A 19,049-nucleotide genomic window follows, 5' to 3' on the forward strand; every position below is an offset into this window, starting at 1 on the left:
GAAGAGGAGATAAACAATGATAGGAACTCGTCAGACCATCGCCGCCATGTGCTTCGCCATGGCCATGCTGCCCTTCGCAAGTTCATCGTTCGCTGCCGACGACGGTCCGATCGTGAACGATTACAGCAACATGGGTGCTGATTACAGCGGCTCGGACGATAGCGAGGCCAAGAGCGATTCCGGTAAAAGCGATGCTTCGGCCAAAGCCACTGCGAAAAGCAGCTCGGGCAAGAGCGCCAGCTCTTCCGGGCAGGCGAGTTCTGGTGCCGATGGCAAACCGTACAAGGTCAACTGCGACGGCGACGGTGCCTGCAAAGTCAGTGACGATGTCATGCTGGGCTACGAGAAATTCGGCGGCCACTGTTCACGTTGTCACGGTGAGACCGCCGAAGGCAGCACCTTCGCGCCGAGCCTTGTGCAACGTCTCAAGGGCATGGGTCAGGGCCGCTTTACGGCTGCCGTGGCCGGTGGCGTCACGAAGCTCGACAGCACGACCGGCATGTACCAGATTATGCCTGCATGGGCCAATAACGAAGACGTCATGAACCACGTCCAGCAGATATGGGCCTTTTTGAAGGCTCGTTCGGACGGTGCCCTGCCCGCGGGCCGTCCGCAAGCCATGGACGGCGGCGGCAAAGGCTGATCTGAATCAGCCGGCATGCCGACTTCACCGTGCGACTGACGCTGGGTTTCCTTTCTCTGTTGTGCGCATCAGCTTTGATATCGCCGGCACTGGCCGGCGGTATGCCCGAAAGTCCGATTTCCAGACCCGACGGCAATTCGCTCTCGATCAATCGACTCGCGCCGGGTGTGTTCTATCACCAGGCGGCACAGGCCGAGGAGAATCCGACCAACCGTGGGGATATAGGTAACGTAAGTTTCGTGATCGGCGACCGCTGTGTCGCCGTGATCGATACGGGCGGCAGCCCGGTCGTCGGGCAGCGGCTGCTCGCAGCGATACGTGCGAAAAGCACATTGCCTATCTGCTATGTCATCAACACGCATATGCATCCGGACCATGTATTTGGCAACCGAGCGTTTGTGGATACGAAAGCGGTATTCGTGGCCGGCACCAGGTTTCCCCGGGCGTTGACCGCTCGGGCTCGGACATATCTGGACCGGATGAACGAAATTCTCGATCAGAAGGCCGACAAGTCTTGGATTGTCCTGCCGGACAGGACAGTTAACGCCGACACGACGCTGGAACTCGGTGGCCGGACGCTGCGCATAAAGGCATGGCCGCCCGCGCATACCGATAACGACCTCACGGTCTACGATTCCAGATCGCAGACGCTCTGGCTCGGCGATCTGTTGTTTGTTGACCGGGTACCCTCCATCGACGCGAGCATCACCGGCTGGATCGAGGCCCTGGAGCACCTGAAAACACGCGACGACATAGCCCATGCGGTACCTGGGCACGGCCCAGCCAGTGATGATTGGCCGGCAGTTCTGAACAAGGAGTACGATTATCTGGTCGACATCCGCGACGGTGTTCAGCAGATGCTCGACGACGGCCGCAGTCTTCGGTATGCCACGCGCCATGTGGCGATGGATCAGAAATCCGACTGGTTACTGTTCGACAGTTATCACGCCCGCAACGTCACCGCCGCGTTCACCGAGCTGGAGTGGCAATGAAAATGAGCAAACACATACCGAGACCACACAGGGCATGCCACCCCATCGGCCGGCCCGGTTCCGCGTTGGCTTTGCTGATGATGCTCCTGCTCTTGATGAGCATGGTCCAGATCGCGAGCGCGCAGACAAGTTATCAGGATCGCGACGAACAAACCGTTTGGAAGAGTTTGCGCAAAGCCTATTTCAAGGACCGTCCGATAGCCGACGGCAAGGGGGTTGTGGGCCTGGACGCACCTTATCGCGCCGAAGACGCGGCTGTCGTTCCGATCACGATCACAGACGAACTCTCCGGTGACCGCGATCGCCGGATCAGCAAATTGTGGCTGGTAATCGACAATAATCCCGAGCCGATGTCCGCCATATTCACATTCGGCCCCGCGGCAGACCGTGCCACGCTGGCGACCCGGGTACGGGTCAACTCATACACCTATATGCGCGTGATCGCCGAGACGAGCGATAACAAGCTCTACATGGTCAAGCACTACGTCAAGGCCAGCGGCGGCTGTTCCGCTCCCGTTGGTAGCGACCCGGAGAAAGCGCTCAAGCACATGGGCGAATTGCGCCTGCGCGAGGTACGCAACGATAACGACGATGGCTATCGTACTCAGCTTCAGATCCGACATCCCAACATCACCGGACTCCAGATGGATCAGCTCACGCGTCTCGTCTACCCCGCGCATTTCGTCGATGCAATCACCGTGAAGAAAGGCGAGGAAACAGTGTTCGATTCGCACATGACGTTTTCGCTCAGCGAGAACCCGAGCCTGCAATTCAAGGTGCGCGATGACGTCGACGGCAAGCTGTCGGTGCGCGTACACGACAACAAGAACAACGTATTCACGCAAAGCTGGTCCGCCGAGAAAATTCGGCCGCCCGCCGTTGCCGCGAACGAGGAGAAAACCGCATCATGAACTTGCCTAGAAGCGAACACCCCCGCCCCCTGAGCCCCCTGCTCCGAGGTCTGCTCGCCGCACCGCTGGTGGCACTGGCATTGCATGCGACCGCGTTCGCGCAGGAAGACGATGGCGCCCAGCCCAGCCCGGCGGCGGACACACTCAGGGTATGTGCCGACCCAAGCAACATGCCGTTTTCAAACGAGAAAAAGGAAGGCTTCGAGAACAAGATCGCCGCCCTGCTCGGTAAGAAGCTGGGCGTACCGGTGGAATACTACTGGGTCGCCGAGCAGATGGGCTTTGGCCGCAACTCGCTCAAGCGCTGGATCGCTGCCAAGGACCGCTACGCCTGTGATCTTGTTATCAGTGCCGGCAGCGGTTTCGATGTCGGCAAGACCACGCTGCCCTACTACCGCTCGACCTTCGCGATGGCTTTTCTCAAGGGCAAAGGGCTCGACGCGATCAATACGCCTCAAGACCTGGCCGACCTGCCGGAAGCCAAGCGCAAGGATCTGCGTATTGGCGTGTTCGCAGGTTCGCCGATGGCCGATTGGGCGGTCAGTCACGGCATGATCAGCCAGATGGTGGGATATCGTCCCCAGTCGGGCGGCTATGACGTCGACCCCAGTGACATGGTGTCCAAGGATCTGGTCAACGGCGATATCGATATCGCCATGATCTGGGGCCCGATCGCCGGCTATTACGCAAAACAGGCAGACGCCAATATCAAGGTGGTGCCCTTCGGCCACCAGGAAGGCCAGCCGTACGATTTCCCGGTATCCATGGCGGTGCGCTACGGCAATGACGCCTGGTTGAACAAAGTACAAGGCTTGATCAACGATAATCGCGACGCGATTGTTGCCATTCTCGAGGACTACGGTGTTCCCTTGGTCCCATTGCGTCCCGAAGACCGCAAAGTACAGGAAGATGACGATGATTGAGCAGAGACTGAAGATGCACCTCGACAACAGCGCGCGCACCGCACGGAGCGCTCTGACGGGCGCGGTGCTCGCGACCCTGCTGGCCGTGGCATTCACACCGGCGGCGCTCGCGGCGGAAACAGACACGGCAGCCAGCGACAACGGCGCCAGCGCGTCGCAGAATCAGAGCGGTGATGAATACTCTCAGGCCAACCACCTGTTGTTCATGACCAACCATCTTGAAAACGTCGAGACCCCGTCGAAACTGGAGTACAGCTTTTCGCGTCGGGGCGACAGCAACAACAGCTACGACGACAAGGTGGATCTGACGGTCGAGTCGGCGCCCAAACAGGCAAAGAAAGTGCATATCGACTTTCTGTCCGGTGATCGCAACCGCTATGTGCCCGATGTGAACAACGCGCGTGGCAACCCCGTGATCATGATGTTCCTGCAGAACGACGTTCTCGAGGTTGCACAGCGCACCGGCGGCAGCTGGCGCTACTTCCAGCGTCAGATCAAGTTCGCCTTGCAACGCGATGCGAAAGTCGAGGACGGCTCGGCCGAATACAACGGTCAGTCCGTCGATGTGAAGCGCATCTCTTTCAAGCCTTTCAAGGGCGAGAAGGTTCATCGAGAAGACATCGGCACCGAAGCCGAAAAGCAGTATGTGTTCACGCTATCCGACGATGTCCCCGGGGGCGTGCTTGAACTGCGTACCGAAACGCCGGCGACCAGCGGATCGAATGACATGGTCGTCGAACGGGTCGCCTTCAAGAAAATGGACAGCAATATCGTGACGGACGATGACAAGCCGAACGCATAAAGAACAGCGCGGATGGCGCCGTATCGGATGGCTTGTGCCGGCGCTGGTCCTGCTGGCCGCGTCGTCGACCGTCGCGCTTGCGGCCGCGGACGACGACGCGGCGAAACCGGTTGCGAGGCAAATCCTGATTCTGCCCTTCGATATGGTGGATACGAGCCTGCAGGGTGAAATGAACCACGGGCCGTTGGAGAGCGATGTCAAGCGCTTGCAGCGCACCGAGCAGATCGCAAGGCGTGCCATCGATCATCTGCCCGAGTTCAATGTTGTTGAAAATAGCCCGGTGGCCGACCGGATCGACGGCGCGCAGGCCACTTATCGATATCTGTATGCCTGCAACGGCTGCGATGTGGATATCGGCAAGGCGGCGGGCGCCGATCTGGTGATGACCGGCTGGGTACAGAAAGTCAGCAACCTGATCCTGAATATCAATGCGACCATCCGGCGCGTGGACACCGGCCGGGAAGTCGGTGGGGCATCAGTGGATATGCGCAACGATACCGACGACTCGTGGCGCAGCTCTGCGCTCTATCTCGTCGAACACCCCTTGCTGTCCAACTATCGGTCGCGCGTTCAGGCTGTCGAGTCAGGCGAGGCAGAACCGGCCGAGGCGCCGAAACGCGTGCCCATCAATCACTATCCGGGCTGATAGTCGGCGCGATTGCGTAATCGATGATCTCGCGTATCTGACGATTGACGTCGACCGCCAGTGCGTTGAATTCGGGGTATTGGGTGTCGACCGGCAACAGAAGGCTGGCCGCATGTACCGCACCGTCGTTGTCGAACACGGCGATACGGCAGGGCATGTATAGAATCAGAGAAGGGTCGATGTCGATCGCCCGCCTGGCGTACTCGAGATTGCAAAAATGCACGATGGCGGCATCGCGAAATTCGGGATGACCACGTTGTCGAACGGCCTGTCCGATCTCGTTGTGCCCCACAACCGCAAAATTATGGCGGCCGATACTCTGCTGGAGATCGAGCACTACGTCCACGAATTGCTTCTCGGGAGGCGCGGCGCGATCGTAGCGCGCCCTGTCGGCATGTGCGCAGGTAACACCGGCCACGAACAGCACGAAAAACGCCCAAAGCCGCATAACGAATAAAACACGCATGCGTTGAATCTAGCAAAAACCGGCGGGGGCGTCCTCTTTGCCGGAGCCGATGGCACGCCACGCCGGAACTCGGCCGTGATGTCTTTGCTGCTGCCTGGGCGTTGGGGAGATCGCCGTGCGATATCGATGACGTCAGAATGCGGCCTTCCCCTGACATCCCACCTCGGCGGTATGGGCTGGCTGCCACCCAAGACGCGGCGCATCGGAAACAGGCGATATCAGGATCGGCGTCCTTGCCTTGCCCGCCGGGCCAGCCGAGGCCCAGACAAGTAAGGAACCGGTACGGCCGGGCGCTTTTGTCCCGACCGTACCGGCCACCGCCGGCATCAGCTCGTCGAGCCTTCCCAGCTCTTGACCAACTCGTCGTAGGGCACGGTCTTGCCCTGGGGTTTCTCATTGTCGAGCTTGGGCTTGGGCGCACCCGGCTGGTCGAGCCAGTATTGGGCGTCGCGCTCTTCATTGAGCTTTGGCCCGCAGGTGGACTGCACCTTGGCTCGCTCGAGGCGCTGCATGACCCGATCCTGTTCCTCGGCCAGATTATCCATGGCGGCCTGTGCCGTGCGCCGACCCGTGACCGCGTCGGCGACGTTCTGCCACCACAACTGGGCCAGCCGCGGATAGTCGGGCACGTTGGTCCCGGTCGGCGTCCACTGCTCGCGTGCCGGGCTGCGATAGAACTCGACCAGCCCACCCAGCTTGGGAGCGGCGTCGGTCATCGCCTGACTGTCGATATCCGACTCACGGATCGGCGTCAGCCCGGTCAGCGTCTTCTTCAAGGACACCGTCTTGGACGTGGTGAACTGTGCATACAGCCAGGCGGCCTTGCGACGCTTGGCCGGGGTATCCTTCATCAGGGTCCATGAGCCGACGTCCTGGTAGCCGAGCTTCATGCCGTCTTCCCAGTACGGGCCGTGCGGCGACGGCGCCATGCGCCACTTGGGCAAACCGTCTTCGTCGACCACCGGCTTGCCCTTTTCGGTCATGCTGGCGGTGAAGCCCGTATACCAGAATATCTGCTGGGCGACGTGGCCCTGGGCCGGCACCGGACCCGCCTCCGAGAAGGTCATGCCCGACGCCTGCGGCGGCGCATAGGCTTTCAGCCAGTCGATGTATTTCTGCAGCGCATAGACCGCGGCCGGTGAATTGGCCGCACCGCCACGCGACATGGACGAACCCACGGGGTGACAATCCTCGACCCGGATACCCCATTCATCCACGGGCTTGCCGTTGGGCAGCCCCTTGTCGCCCTCGCCCGCCATCGACAGCCAGGCGTCGGTGAAACGCCAGCCCAGCGACGGGTCCTTCTTGCCATAGTCCATATGGCCGTAGACACGCTCGCCGTCGATGGTCTTGACGTCGTTGCTGAAGAAATCGGCGATGTCTTCGTAGGCCGACCAGTTTACCGGCACGCCCAGATCATAGCCGTACTTCGCCTTGAACTGCTTGCGCAGTTCCGGATCCTGGAACCAGTCATAACGGAACCAGTAGAGGTTGGCGAACTGCTGGTCCGGTAGCTGATACATTTCGCCGTCGGGTGCGGTCACGAATGCCTTGCCGATGAAGTCGTCGACGTCCAGCGTCGGCGAGGTCACGTCCTTGCCCTCGCCTTTCATGTACTGGGTCAGGGAGACGACGTCACCGTAGCGATAATGGGTGCCGATCAGGTCGGAATCGTTCACGTATGCGTCGTAGATACTATGCCCGGACTGCATCTCGGTCTGCAGTTTTTCGATCACGTCGCCTTCCTGGATCAGATCGTGGGTGACGTGAATACCGGTGATCTCGGAAAACGCCTTGGCCAGCGTGCTCGACTCGTACTGATGGGTCGCCAGGGTCTCGGACACGACCCGGATGTTCATCCCCTTGAACGGCTTCGCCGCGTCGATGAACCACTCGAGTTCCTTGAGCTGCTCTTCCTTGGACAATGTCGACGGCTGAAATTCCGACAGCCACTTTTCGGCCCGTTCCATTTCCGCGTCGGTCGCGGCGTGAGCACAGCTGATGGCGCCATAGACCCCAACCGCGGCGACGAGCGCACACGCCTGCCAACGCTTTTTATAAGTCGGTGAAAGCATGAGTTGATCTCCTCGTTTCAGGTCGTTTTTGATATAAGCCGGAGCGGTGCCTGATTCCCCTCCCCAACATCGAATTGAAGACGTTTTCTATCCCCAGCGCAGCAGCGCCGCCAGAAACACCACGGAGATGATCGATGCCCACCACAGCGCGAGGTCTTCGGTGAAACCGATCCACGCAAGATGAATATAGGCACAGCCCATCAAACCGATGAACAGACGATCGCCACGGGTGGTACGCATCGGCAGCCAGCCCTTGCGCTCCACCGTGGGATAAACCACTTGCAGCACGCCCATCACGGCGAGCATCACCACGATCGAAACAAAGAACAGCGCCGTCGGCAGTGTCCAGGCCATCCATTCCATGATTGCTCTCCTTAAACCCGACCCAAGGCAAAGCCCTTGGCGATATTCTTGCGCACGAACCAGATCACCAGCGCACCCGGCACCAGCGTCAGCACGCCGGCGGCCGCGAGCAGGCCCCAGTCCACGCCGGCCGCGCTGACGGTCCGGGTCATGGTGGCGGCAATCGGCTTGGCCTCGGTCGCGGTGAGCGTGCGTGCAAGCAGCAGCTCGACCCAGCTGAACATGAAGCAGAAGAAGGCGGTGACGCCCACCCCGGCGCGGATCAGCGGCAGGAAAATAGTGGTGAAAAAACGCGGCCAGCTATAGCCGTCGAGATAGGCTGTTTCATCGATCTCGCGGGGCACGCCCGACATGAAACCCTCGAGGATCCAGACCGCCAGCGGCACGTTGAACAGGGTATGCGCGAGCGCGACCGCCAGGGGCGTGTCGAACAGGCCCACGCTCTGGTAGAGCTGGAAGAATGGCAGGAGGAATACCGCGGGCGGCGCCATGCGGTTGGTCAGCAGCCAGAAGAACAGATGCTTGTCGCCCATGAAGCTGTAGCGCGAGAACGCGTAGGCCGCCGGCAACGCCACGGTAAGCGAGATGAGCATGTTCAACACCACGTAGTAGATGGAGTTGAAATAGCCCGTGTACCACGATGGATCAGTGAAGATCTGGATATAGTTATCGAACGTGAGTGTGTGCGGCCAGAGGCTGAACTCGCCCAGAATCTCGCTGTTGGGCTGCAACGACATGTTCAGCATCCAGTACAGCGGCACCATCAGAAACAGGATGTAGAGCGCGAGAAAGAAATAACGTTTTCTCGAGCCGATCGATACCTTGCGTCTCTTCGCGGGTGAAGCGCTGACGGTGTGTGCACTCTGGCTCGCCGGCGCGGCGTTCTGTGTCTGGTTCATCATCGTCTCCCTTTCAGCTCACGCCTTTGCCAAGATTGTTGATGACGGTGTAGAACACGTAACTGAACAGCAGAATGATCAGGAAATAGACCAGCGAGAACGCCGCGGCCGGGCCGAGATCGAACTGGCCCACCGCCATGGTGGCGAGCTTCTGACTTAGAAACGTGGTCGAGTTGCCGGGGCCGCCACCGGTGAGCACGAACGGTTCGGCGTAGATCTTGAAGCTGTCCATGAATCGCAGCAGCACCGCAATCATGAGCACGCCCTGCAGCTTCGGCAGCTCGATATACCGGAAGATGGCCCACCGTGATGCACCGTCGATACGAGCCGCCTGGTAGAAGGCATCGGGAATCGCCTGCAGACCGGCATAGCACAGCAGCACCGACAGCGATGTCCAGTGCCAGACATCCATCACCAGCACCGTCAGCCACGCATCCAGCGGATCGCCGGTGTAGTTGTAGTCGATCCCCAGGCCGTTGATGAACACCCCGGCCAGACCGATATCGGGGCGCGCGAAGATCTGCCAGATCGTGCCCACCACGTTCCAGGGCACCAGCAGCGGCAACGCCAGCGCCACCAGGCACACGGAAACCCAGGCGCCCTTGCGTGGCATGCACAGCGAGACGGCGATCCCGAGCGGTATCTCGATGGCCAGCACCGCGGACGAAAACAGCAGCTGACGGCCGAGCGCGTTTCGCAGGTCTACGTCGCCCAGCAGCTGATTGAACCACTCGGTGCCCACGAAATAGCGTGAGTCGGGCCCGAAGATATCCTGGAACGCGTAGTTCACCACCGTCATCAGCGGAATGATCGCGCTGAAGGACACCACTGCGACAACGGGCAGCACCATGAGCCAGGCGCGTTGATTGACCGGTTTGTGCATTGTTATTCCCCTTCCTTCGCCGGCTCAGCCGACCAGCAGGTCGTCGGCGTAGAGCTTCGTCCATTCCGGTGGAAACAGCAGACGTACGTCGCCAGGCCCCGCTGCCGAGTCCTCGCCGAGCTTGACCTGCAGACGGCGTTCGGCGCCCATGAGCACGCTGGCGATCCGGTAGCTGCCCAGATCCGCGACGCTTTCGATGACCGCTGGCACGCCCGCTTCGCCGTCCTCGGCCAGGCGCAGGAATTCGGGACGGATACCGATCTGCAATCTCTGGTGCCCGTCGGGCACTGCGTCTGCCACCCCCGGCGTCAACTCGATCGCCTCGCCGTCGACAACCACACGATGGCCATCCAGCCGACAGTCGAGAAAATTCATGCCTGGGCTGCCGATGAAATAGCCGACAAAGGTGTGTTCCGGGCGCTCGAACAGCTCCTGCGGCGTACCCAGTTGCACGACCCGTCCTTCGTAGAGCACGACGACCTTGTCGGCGAAGGTCAGGGCCTCGGTCTGATCGTGGGTGACGTAGACCAGCGTGAGTTTCAGCTGCTCGTGGATCTCCTTGAGCTTGCGCCGCAGCTGCCACTTGAGATGCGGGTCGATCACCGTCAGCGGCTCGTCGAAGAGCACGGCGGCGACATCGTCGCGCACCAGGCCGCGGCCCATGGATATCTTCTGCTTGGCATCCGCGCCCAGGCCGATGGCTTTTTCATCGAGCACGTCGTCGAGATCCAGCATGCGTGCGATCTCGGTCACCCGCGCGTCGATACGATCCCGGGGCACACCGCGATTGCGCAGCGGAAACGCCAGATTCGCGCGCACGGTCATGGTGTCGTAGATCACCGGGAACTGGAAAACCTGGGCGATGTTGCGGTGCTCGGGCGGCAGGTCGGTCACGTCCTCGCCGTCGAAGGACACTCGCCCTTCGCTGGGGTGGACGAGCCCGGAAATGATATTGAGCAGGGTCGTCTTGCCGCAGCCGGAGGGCCCGAGCAGCGCGTAGGCGCCGCCGTCCTCCCAGACATGATTCATCTGGCGCAACGCGTAGTCTTTGGCGTCTCGGGGTCGTGCCATATAGGAATGTGCCAGCGCTTCGAGATTGATCTGTGCCATATGCTTCCCCTACCCGGCGTTCGCGAGGCGTCGCGTGGGCGCCGCCATGAGCTGGTCATCGCTGCCGTAGGCGAACAGATGACGCGATTCGACATGGACATCCAGTGTCTTGCCGATAGGCAAGACATGCACACCGGGCTGTTGCACCACCCAGTGGTTGTCGCCCGCGCTCATGTGGATGAATGTCTCCGAGCCGGCCACTTCGGCCACGTCGACCTCCCCGCGTATAGTCAGACATTCGGCCACGGGCGCCGAGACCGAGACATGAACCGGGCGGATTCCGATGCGGTAGCTGCCGGGCGGCAGTTCCCGCAGGTGTGCCGGTGCCGTAATCGCGTCGCCGCCGGCGATTCGCAACTGGCCATCGTCCAGCACCCCGGGCAGCAGGTTCATCGGCGGGTCACTGAACACCTGGGTGACCGGCACGGTCGCCGGCTGGTGATACACGGTGGGCGTGACCCCGTACTGGATCAGACGTCCACGGTCGAGCACCGCGGTATTGCCGCCAAGGCTGAGCGCCTCCATCGGATCGGTCGTGGCATATACCACGATGGCTTCGCGCTGGCTGAAGATCTCGCGCATTTCCACGCGCAGATCCTCGCGCAGCTTGTAGTCCAGATTGACCAGCGGCTCGTCCATGAGCAGCAGTTCGGCGTCGCGTACCAGCGCTCGAGCCATGGCCAGACGCTGCTGCTGACCACCCGACAGCTCCGAGGGCATGCGCGTGAGCAGATGCTCGATATGCAAACGCTCGGCCTCGCGTTCCACGCGTTCCCGGATTTCGTGTTTTTTCAGCCGTGCCAGCTTGAGTGGCGACGCGATATTGTCGTAGACGTTCATCGATGGATAGTTGATGAACTGCTGATAGACCATCGCCACGTTGCGCTTGCGCACGGGCACGCCGGTGACATCGCGGCCGTTCATGACCACGCGCCCGCCGGTCGGCTGATCGAGCCCGGCCATGAGGCGCATGACCGTCGTCTTGCCGGCCAGCGTCAGGCCCAGCAGAACATTGAAGCTGCCGGGATCGACCGACAGCGACAGATCGTGGATATGCGTTTCGCCGCCCACGACCTTGCGTACGTGCTCCAGTGAGAGGGTCACTGTGCGTCTCCTCCTTCGCTTGTACCGCCCCGAAGCGGCCCGTCTATCGCAGGCTGACTACCGGGTACGCTGTTTTGCTTATACCGACGCCATGGACGGCGCCTGATCGTCGCTTACCTCGTTGTTTTTCCCCAGCCAGACATCAATCCGCTCCACTTGGGCCGGCGTCAAGTGCAGCCCCAGTTTGCTGCGTCGCCAGACCACGTCCTCGGCCGTCATCGCCCACTCACAATCCTGCAGGAATCGCAGTTCGACTTCGAACAGATCGGCGCCGAAATGCTCGCCCAGATCGTCGACACGTGCCACGCCGGCCAGCAATTCGCGAATACGTGTGCCGTAATTGCGGGTCAGGCGCGCGACCAGCGCAGGTGGCAGTTCGGCGTATTCCTGCTGGGTAGCGGCGAGATAACGATCGAAATCGCCGTGCGGGATATCGCCGCCGGGCAGCGGCGCCTCGCCGGTCCATTCGCGATCGCTGACCGGCATGACGTGGGACAGATGCGTCATCGCCTCGCTCGCGAGCGTGCGATAAGTTGTGATCTTGCCGCCGAATACCGACAGCAACGGCGCGCCCTTGCTATCCAGCTCCAGCAGATAGTCCCGGCTCAGGGCCGACGCGTTCTCGGTGTCGTCTTCATCGTAGAGTGCGCGTACACCGGAATAAGTCCACACGACGTCCGCGGACGTCACAGGCTTCTTGAAATAGCGGCTCACCGCGGCGCACAGATAGTCGATTTCCTCTGCCGAGGCCCGCACCGACGCCGGATCACCCTCGTAGGCCACATCGGTGGTACCGATGAGGGTGAAATCGCCTTCGTACGGAATCGCAAAGACGATTCGTCCATCGGTATGCTGAAAGATATAGGCGTAGTCGTGGTCGAACAGCTTGCGCGTGACGATATGGCTGCCCTTGACCAGATGCACCTTGCGACCGTCATCGACCTTGGCCGCGCCGTCGAGAAAACGTGACACCCAGGGACCGGCGGCGTTGACGATGGCCTTGGCATTGATCGTTCGGTGGCTGCCGTCGCGCGTGGATTCCAGCGTCGCCTGCCATGCGTCGTCGCCGCGAACGGCATTCGTACAGCGATATCGCGGCAGGACGGTGGCGCCGCGCGTCTCGGCGTCCTGGCAGTTGAGCACTACCAGCCGCGAGTCCTGTACCCAGCAGTCCGAATAGGCAAACCCCTTGGTGAGCTCATCGTCGAGAACAGCGCCGGCCTCGTGCACGCTCAGATCGATTCCGCGCGAGCCCGGAAGTTTTTCCCGGCCGCCCAGATTGTCATACAAGAATAGGCCGAGCCGGATCATCCAGGCCGGGCGCAGTTCGCGCACATGCGGCATCACAAAACGCAACGGCCAGATCACATGGGGGGCGATATCGAGCAGGACCTCTCGTTCCTTGAGGGCCTTACGCACCAGTCGGAACTCGTAATATTCGAGATAGCGCAAGCCGCCGTGCACGAGCTTGGTGCTGGACGACGAGGTGTAGTTACCCAGATCGCCCTGATCGCAGATAAGCACGCGCAGGCCCCTGCCGGCCGCGTCACGCGCAATACCGGCGCCGTTGATACCGGCGCCGACAATCAGCAAATCATAATCCTGCTCGTCTTTCATTATTGTTCGAGTTCCGATAGCCGACCGGTATCGATCGGACCAGAGCCATCATGCTCGTTTTCGTTCGGATTCGAACATATCATGTTCATTTTCGATTGCAACACGTTTGCAAGCGAACACGACGAAAGTCTATGCAGGTTCCTTGTCCGCAACGATGACGGCATGGCCGGCGTCTTCCAGCATGCTGCGGATTTCGCGCGGCGGCGGTGCATCGGTGAACAACGTATCAACGTCTGCCATATCCCCCAGGCGCACCAGTGCATCGCGGCCGAACTTGCTGCGATCGGCGGCCAGGTACACACAACGCGAATTCTCGATGATCGCTTTCTGGACGCGAACCTCGTGATAGTCGAAGTCGAGCAATGCACCCTGCGCGTCGATGCCGGATATCCCGATGATGCCGAAATCGACCTTGAACTGACGGATGAAGTCGATGGTCGCCTCGCCGGTGATGCCGCGATCACGGTGGCGTACTACGCCACCCGCCAGAATCACTTCGAACGACGGGTTATCGCTCAGGATCATGGCCACGTTGAGATTGTTGGTGATCACCCGCAGCCCGGTGTGTCCGGTCAATGCCTTGGCAACTTCCTCGGGCGTCGTGCCCAGCGTAATGAACAGCGACGCCTGGTTGGGAATATGCTCGGCCAGCGCGCGTGCGATACGCCGCTTTTCCTCCAGATGCATGACCTGGCGCGTCGAGTACTCGACGTTTTCGACGCTGGACGGCAGCCCCGCCCCGCCGTGATAGCGGCGCAGCATCCCCGCGTCGCACAGCTCGTTGATGTCGCGCCGAATGGTTTGTGCGGTGACTTCGAAGTGGCGCGCGAACGCCTCGACCGATACGAACCCGCGTTGGCGCACCAGCGCCAGCATCTTCTCCTGCCGGGTATTCAATTCCACCGGCTTTTCATGCGTTTGCATTCACACCCCGGATGCATCGAACGGTAGCCGCAGTATAGACAACTATTTTCGTAAACGAACATGCTCCCTTGACATCGTTTCGCCGATGGCCAACATTCGCCGGGCTCGAATTGTTTTCGAATTCGCACATAAACGAATAATAAGACGGCTGGAGAGGAGACCATGAACACACGAGACTGCATTCTGGCCATCGACCAGGGCACGACAAGCTCGCGTGCCATCGCGTTCGATACGCAGGGCGGAGTGATTACTGTCGCCCAACGCGAATTCAACCAGATCTATCCGCACAATGGGTGGGTCGAACACGATGCCGAAACACTCTGGACGACCACCCGGGCCACCAGTCGTGAAGCCGTCGATTGCGCGCGTCGTCGGGGCTATCGGCCAGTCAGCGTCGGTATCACCAACCAGCGCGAGACGACCGTCGTCTGGGACCGGCGCACGGGTGAACCCATCTACAACGCCATCGTTTGGCAGGATCGCCGCACCGCCCGTTGGTGTAGCGAACTCAAGCAGGCCGGGCACGAAGCCGCGATCGCCGCGCGCACCGGCCTGCTGCTCGACCCCTATTTCTCTGCCACCGAGTTGGCGTGGGTGTTGGAGAACGTCAGCGGCGCAAGACGAAAAGCACGGGCCGGAGAACTGGCTTTCGGCACCGTCGATACCTGGCTGCTGTGGCGTCTGACCGGCGGCCGCGTGCATGCCACCGACGCCACCAACGCCTGCCGCACGATGCTGTTCAATATTCACGACCAATGCTGGGACGACGACCTGCTTGCGCTGTTCGACATACCCGAGTCGCTGCTGCCGCATGTGCGCGATAGCGCCGACGACTTCGGCTGGTCCACGCCCGATATCTTCGGCGAGCCGCTGCCGATCGAAAGCATGATCGGCGACCAGCACGCTGCTATTGTTGGCCAGACCTGCTTCGCGCCCGGCATGGTCAAGAGCACCTATGGCACTGGCTGCTTTGCGCTCATGAATACCGGCGATACAGCGGTGCGTTCCGACAACCGCCTGATCACCACGCTGGCCTATCGCATCGACGGCAAGCCCACCTATGCGCTCGAAGGCTCGATCTTTGTCGCCGGCGCGGCGATCCAGTGGCTACGCGACGGCCTGGGCCTTATCGAGCACGCCGCCGAAAGCGAAGGACTCGCCCGGAAATTGTCCTCCAACGAAGGGGTCTACCTGATTCCGGCCTTCACCGGGCTGGGCGCGCCCTACTGGGATCCCAATGCCCGCGGTGCCCTGTTCGGGCTCACGCGCGATACCAATGCCGGCCACCTCGCGCGTGCCGCGCTGGAATCGGTGGCCTACCAGACCCACGACCTGATCAGCGCAATGAGCGCGGATGCCGGCCAGCCGGTCGAGTCGCTCCGAGTCGACGGCGGCATGGTGATCAACGACTGGCTCGTGCAGATACTGGCGGACATCATTTCCACACCGGTCGAACGCCCGGCAATCACCGAAACCACGGCAATCGGCGCCGCCTATCTGGCCGGCCTTCAGCACGGCATCTGGCCTTCGCTGGAATCGCTGACCGAGCAGTGGCAGTTGGAGCGGCGATTCGAACCGGCCATGCCGGAGGCGCAGCGCGAAACCGCAATCGCGGGCTGGCGGGATGCGGTGCCCCGCCTGCTGGGCAGCCACTGCGAATAGTATTCTATGAGGCTTTTTCAGCCTGCAAATGCTTGAGCGCGGCTACGCGAAGTGGATGCGCTCCGCAAACTGCGCGGCCGGGGCCGCGTTCTCGGAGCTGGCGAACGACTAACCCTGGGTCATGTGCGGGTCATTCTGGGCGGCGCCGGGATTAATCTTGATGTCCTCGAAAATCGCCAACCCGTTGAAATACATCAAAATACGGAACGCTGATTAATGCTGATGTGGTGCCGTCGGAGGGACTTGAACCCCCACAGCCTTTCGGCTACTAGGACCTAAACCTAGCGTGTCTACCAATTCCACCACGACGGCAGCGGCGCTATCGTAACCGATGCCGGGCCGATACGCAGCACTTACCAGGATTGCTCCCCCGGACGGTGACGGAGCGTTGCCAGCTCGGAGATCACGGCCCGCCGCTTCCGGTTCGAGCACCCCGCTCAATTCCAGGTGTCGAGCGCCGGCGGCGTGTGCTGCAGATCATCGTTCATCATCGGCAGGCCGATATGAAATCCCTGCACGAAATCGATGTCCATCGCGACCAGCCAATCCAGCTGCGCGCGTGTCTCGACTCCTTCCGCCAGAACGGTCAGCCCGAGATCGTGGCCGAGCTCGATCACGGTCTTGATGGCGCGCTCATCGCGCTTGTCGGTGCCAATGCCCCGTACGAAATCGCGATCGATCTTGAGTACATCCACCGGCAGATCCTTGAGGTACGCCAGCGACGAATAGCCGGTTCCGAAATCATCGAGCGCGATGCACACACCCAACGCATGAACGACGCGCAGCCGCTCGGCAGCACGCACGCGGTCCAGCATGATCGCTGTTTCCGTGACTTCCAGACACAAACGCTCCGGCGCCAGCCCGCTGGTCTGAAGCGCGTCCTGCACAAGCGACGACAGATCGCCGTTCATGAGCGTGATCGCCGAAATATTCACCGACAGCATGGTATCGGCGAGCTTGCCCTGCCATGCCGCGGCCGCACGCATTGCGTGCTCCAGCACGGCCCAGTCGAGCGCGATGATCAACCGGCTTTCTTCAGCCAGCGGGATGAAGTCGCTGGGCGGGAGCGCACCGAGCTTGGGATGGTTCCAGCGCAGCAGCGCCTCGACCGCAAACCAGCGGTCCTCTTGCGCGGCAGTTCTTATCGGCTGGTAGCGCAGCATGAGCTCGGGCGTGCCGATCGCCTGTCGCAAGTCCTCCTCGAGCAGATGTTCGTCATGAATACGGCTCGACTGTGTCGGGTCATAGCTGCAGTGTGCCAGTCGACGTCGATGCGCGGTGCGCAGTGCAATCCCCGCCCGTTTGGTCAGATCCTTGAAATTGACCGCGTGCAAGGGCGCTTTTGCGCTGCCACTGCGAACATTCATCTGCAGCGCATCGCCGTCGGCACGGAATAGCTCGGAGAACGCCGCGTGTGCGATATCGACAAGATCGGCCTCGGTTTCCTTGCCGGCGTCGAAGAGGATGCCGATCTCCACGCCGCCAAGGACGCGCGCGAGTGTGACCTCATGGCCGGCAAAGGCTTTCTTGACCCGCGTGCCGGCCTGTCGAATCAGCGACTCGGCGATCTGATAGCCCTGAATATCGAAAATACGCTGCCAGCGATCGATCTGCAGCAGAATGAAACCCACACCGCGCCCGGTGCTCAGGCTGGCCGCCAGCATGGCGTCCGCGCGCTCGCGCAGCAGATTGTTGTTGGCCAGGCCGGTGAGTGGATCGTAGTAGGCCAGGTGTTCGGTCTCTTGCCGGCGTCGTACGAGCTCGCGAATATCACGAATACGGACCGACACGCCCTCGCCTGCCTCGGTGTCTATCCGGATCATCGACATTTCGACATCGACCCAGCCTCCATCGGCGTGGCGCAGACGTCGCTCACCACAAAGCAGATGGCCGTCCTCGAGCGTGCGTAGCACGCGCGCATGGACATCCTCCGGCAGTTCTTCGCTCAAATCGTAGAGCGTGAGTGTGGTCTGTCGGTTCGGCGAATAGCCGAGCAGATGCTCGAACTGGCTATCGGCGGCATTCACCGACAACGTACAGGTGTCGATCTGAAAAAGACTGTCGCCGGACTGCGCCAGGGTGGCCTCATAGCGCGCGTGAACTTCGGCGACCCTGCGCTCGACGTCGATCTGCTGAGACAGGTCACGGATGGTGCAGCCCATGTACTCGATTTCGCCGTCGCCGCCCCGATAGACATTGAATACGACGGTCGCCTCGAACAGCTCGCTCTGCCGGGTGATCAGCCGGACGCGACCGGTCCAGCTGCCGTTTTCACGGGCAGTCGGAAATACACTGCGCAACATCCGCTCACGGTTCGACGGATGCAGAAAATCAGTTAGCGGCTGGCCGAGCAGTGGCTCGTCGCGCGCCAGCCCCAGCAACGCCCGGGCGGCCGGATTGAGATATTCGAGTACGCCCTGAGCAGACGCCATGGCGATCGCGTCGACGCTGCGCTCGACCAGCAGCCGAAAGCGTTGCCCCAGAGCGGTGGAGCTTCGGCGTCGTTCGACGGTGATCGCAGTGGCTGCGATCTCTGCCAGACGACGGGCGTAGTCGCGCTCGGTGTCAGTCCATGCACGGGGCTGGTTGTGTTCGTGGCACAGCACGCCGGCGAGTTCGTCATCGATGACGATCGCCGCGTCGAGCAGCGCGTGGACTTCGAGCTTGCGCAGATAAGCAGAAAAATCATCACCCTGACGCGCCGAGAGATGGGCACTGTCGGCCATTCGAAAGACCGAATCGCTCGCGAGCTTCTGCGAATATTCCGGGCGCAAGGATACGTCAAGAGAGAATGTTTCCCGATCCGGCCCGGCGTCCAGCGTGGGATAAGTCTGCACGCGGTTGAGCCGGCGAAACTCGTGCGAGAAGAACCAGATCGAGACACGATCGACCCGGAGAATCGTCGCCGCGACCTGGGTGATTCTCGCAAGCGCCAGATCAAACCGTTCGAAGCGCTCACGGCTGAGCTTGTCGATGAGTCCATCGCAATCGTCTGTGGACTGCGACGCAGTCATCTCACAAACTCCGGA

The 19,049-nt window shown here is 61.2% G+C and carries 17 protein-coding genes and 1 tRNA gene; 7 read left to right on the forward strand and 11 right to left on the reverse strand.

The features are described from left to right. Positions 1-58: 58 nt before the first annotated feature. The 6 genes from ACFOSU_RS15645 (at position 59) to ACFOSU_RS15670 (ending at position 4,917) form a co-directional block, all read left to right on the forward strand. Positions 59-643: a c-type cytochrome gene (locus tag ACFOSU_RS15645; RefSeq protein WP_380690875.1), complete on the forward strand. Its 585-nt coding sequence runs from the start codon at positions 59-61 to the stop codon at positions 641-643. Positions 644-744: 101 nt separating this feature from the next. Further along, positions 745-1,635 carry a quinoprotein relay system zinc metallohydrolase 2 gene (locus ACFOSU_RS15650; protein ID WP_380690876.1) on the forward strand — a complete coding sequence of 297 codons (891 nt, stop codon included), beginning with the start codon at positions 745-747 and terminating at the stop codon, positions 1,633-1,635. After that, entirely contained in the window at positions 1,632-2,546 is a 915-nt protein-coding gene (locus ACFOSU_RS15655) for a quinoprotein dehydrogenase-associated SoxYZ-like carrier (protein ID WP_380691366.1), read from the forward strand. Before ACFOSU_RS15650 ends, ACFOSU_RS15655 begins: the two co-directional genes overlap by 4 nt. Then, positions 2,543-3,469, forward strand: a complete 927-nt coding sequence (locus tag ACFOSU_RS15660) for a quinoprotein dehydrogenase-associated putative ABC transporter substrate-binding protein (protein ID WP_380690877.1) — start codon at positions 2,543-2,545, stop codon at positions 3,467-3,469. The genes ACFOSU_RS15655 and ACFOSU_RS15660 overlap by 4 nt, the downstream gene beginning before the upstream one ends. After that, positions 3,462-4,271, forward strand: a complete 810-nt coding sequence (locus ACFOSU_RS15665) for a hypothetical protein (RefSeq protein ID WP_380690878.1) — start codon at positions 3,462-3,464, stop codon at positions 4,269-4,271. Before ACFOSU_RS15660 ends, ACFOSU_RS15665 begins: the two co-directional genes overlap by 8 nt. 34 nt (positions 4,272-4,305) lie before the next feature. Beyond that, positions 4,306-4,917, forward strand: a complete 612-nt coding sequence (locus ACFOSU_RS15670) for a DUF3280 domain-containing protein (RefSeq protein ID WP_380690879.1) — start codon at positions 4,306-4,308, stop codon at positions 4,915-4,917. On the opposite strand, the gene ACFOSU_RS15675 is transcribed toward ACFOSU_RS15670, so the two are convergent. From ACFOSU_RS15675 to ACFOSU_RS15715, 9 genes are all read right to left on the reverse strand, one after another. Further along, positions 4,898-5,344 (reverse strand): DUF302 domain-containing protein, encoded by a 447-nt coding sequence (locus tag ACFOSU_RS15675; protein ID WP_380690880.1) that lies wholly within the window; start codon positions 5,342-5,344, stop codon positions 4,898-4,900. The two genes, ACFOSU_RS15670 and ACFOSU_RS15675, sit on opposite strands and share 20 nt — an antisense overlap. A 365-nt stretch (positions 5,345-5,709) precedes the next feature. Next, the gene (locus tag ACFOSU_RS15680) at positions 5,710-7,458 is read right to left on the reverse strand and encodes an ABC transporter substrate-binding protein (protein ID WP_380690881.1); all 1,749 of its coding nucleotides are present in this window, start codon (positions 7,456-7,458) and stop codon (positions 5,710-5,712) included. A gap of 87 nt (positions 7,459-7,545) precedes the next feature. Beyond that, entirely contained in the window at positions 7,546-7,821 is a 276-nt protein-coding gene (locus ACFOSU_RS15685) for a DUF2160 domain-containing protein (protein WP_380690882.1), read from the reverse strand. An 11-nt stretch (positions 7,822-7,832) separates the two neighbouring features. Then, positions 7,833-8,585 (reverse strand): carbohydrate ABC transporter permease, encoded by a 753-nt coding sequence (locus ACFOSU_RS15690; RefSeq protein WP_380691367.1) that lies wholly within the window; start codon positions 8,583-8,585, stop codon positions 7,833-7,835. 148 nt (positions 8,586-8,733) lie between these two features. Next, positions 8,734-9,603: a carbohydrate ABC transporter permease gene (locus ACFOSU_RS15695; protein ID WP_380690883.1), complete on the reverse strand. Its 870-nt coding sequence runs from the start codon at positions 9,601-9,603 to the stop codon at positions 8,734-8,736. Positions 9,604-9,627: 24 nt separating this feature from the next. Next, a complete protein-coding gene (locus ACFOSU_RS15700) occupies positions 9,628-10,713 on the reverse strand; it encodes an ABC transporter ATP-binding protein (protein ID WP_380690884.1) in 1,086 nt (361 codons plus the stop codon). A 9-nt stretch (positions 10,714-10,722) separates the two neighbouring features. After that, positions 10,723-11,817, reverse strand: a complete 1,095-nt coding sequence (locus tag ACFOSU_RS15705; RefSeq protein ID WP_380690885.1) for an ABC transporter ATP-binding protein — start codon at positions 11,815-11,817, stop codon at positions 10,723-10,725. Positions 11,818-11,895: 78 nt separating this feature from the next. Then, complete coding sequence (gene glpD / locus ACFOSU_RS15710; RefSeq protein ID WP_380690886.1) at positions 11,896-13,434, reverse strand: glycerol-3-phosphate dehydrogenase; 1,539 nt, start codon at positions 13,432-13,434, stop codon at positions 11,896-11,898. 129 nt (positions 13,435-13,563) lie between these two features. Then, positions 13,564-14,358 carry a DeoR/GlpR family DNA-binding transcription regulator gene (locus ACFOSU_RS15715; protein WP_380690887.1) on the reverse strand — a complete coding sequence of 265 codons (795 nt, stop codon included), beginning with the start codon at positions 14,356-14,358 and terminating at the stop codon, positions 13,564-13,566. 162 nt (positions 14,359-14,520) lie between these two features. Here ACFOSU_RS15715 and glpK point away from each other — a divergent pair, with 162 nt between their 5' ends. Continuing rightward, the gene (gene glpK, locus ACFOSU_RS15720; protein ID WP_380690888.1) at positions 14,521-16,020 is read left to right on the forward strand and encodes a glycerol kinase GlpK; all 1,500 of its coding nucleotides are present in this window, start codon (positions 14,521-14,523) and stop codon (positions 16,018-16,020) included. A 225-nt stretch (positions 16,021-16,245) separates the two neighbouring features. Here the strand turns inward: glpK and ACFOSU_RS15725 are convergent. Both ACFOSU_RS15725 and ACFOSU_RS15730 read right to left on the reverse strand, forming a co-directional pair. After that, positions 16,246-16,332: transfer RNA gene (locus tag ACFOSU_RS15725), tRNA-Leu, on the reverse strand. Between the two features lie 125 nt (positions 16,333-16,457). Continuing rightward, positions 16,458-19,034 carry a sensor domain-containing phosphodiesterase gene (locus ACFOSU_RS15730; protein ID WP_380690889.1) on the reverse strand — a complete coding sequence of 859 codons (2,577 nt, stop codon included), beginning with the start codon at positions 19,032-19,034 and terminating at the stop codon, positions 16,458-16,460. Between the last annotated feature and the right edge of the window lie 15 nt (positions 19,035-19,049).

The sequence above is a fragment of the Salinisphaera aquimarina genome (assembly GCF_042643355.1).
Taxonomy (GTDB): domain Bacteria; phylum Pseudomonadota; class Gammaproteobacteria; order Nevskiales; family Salinisphaeraceae; genus Salinisphaera; species Salinisphaera aquimarina.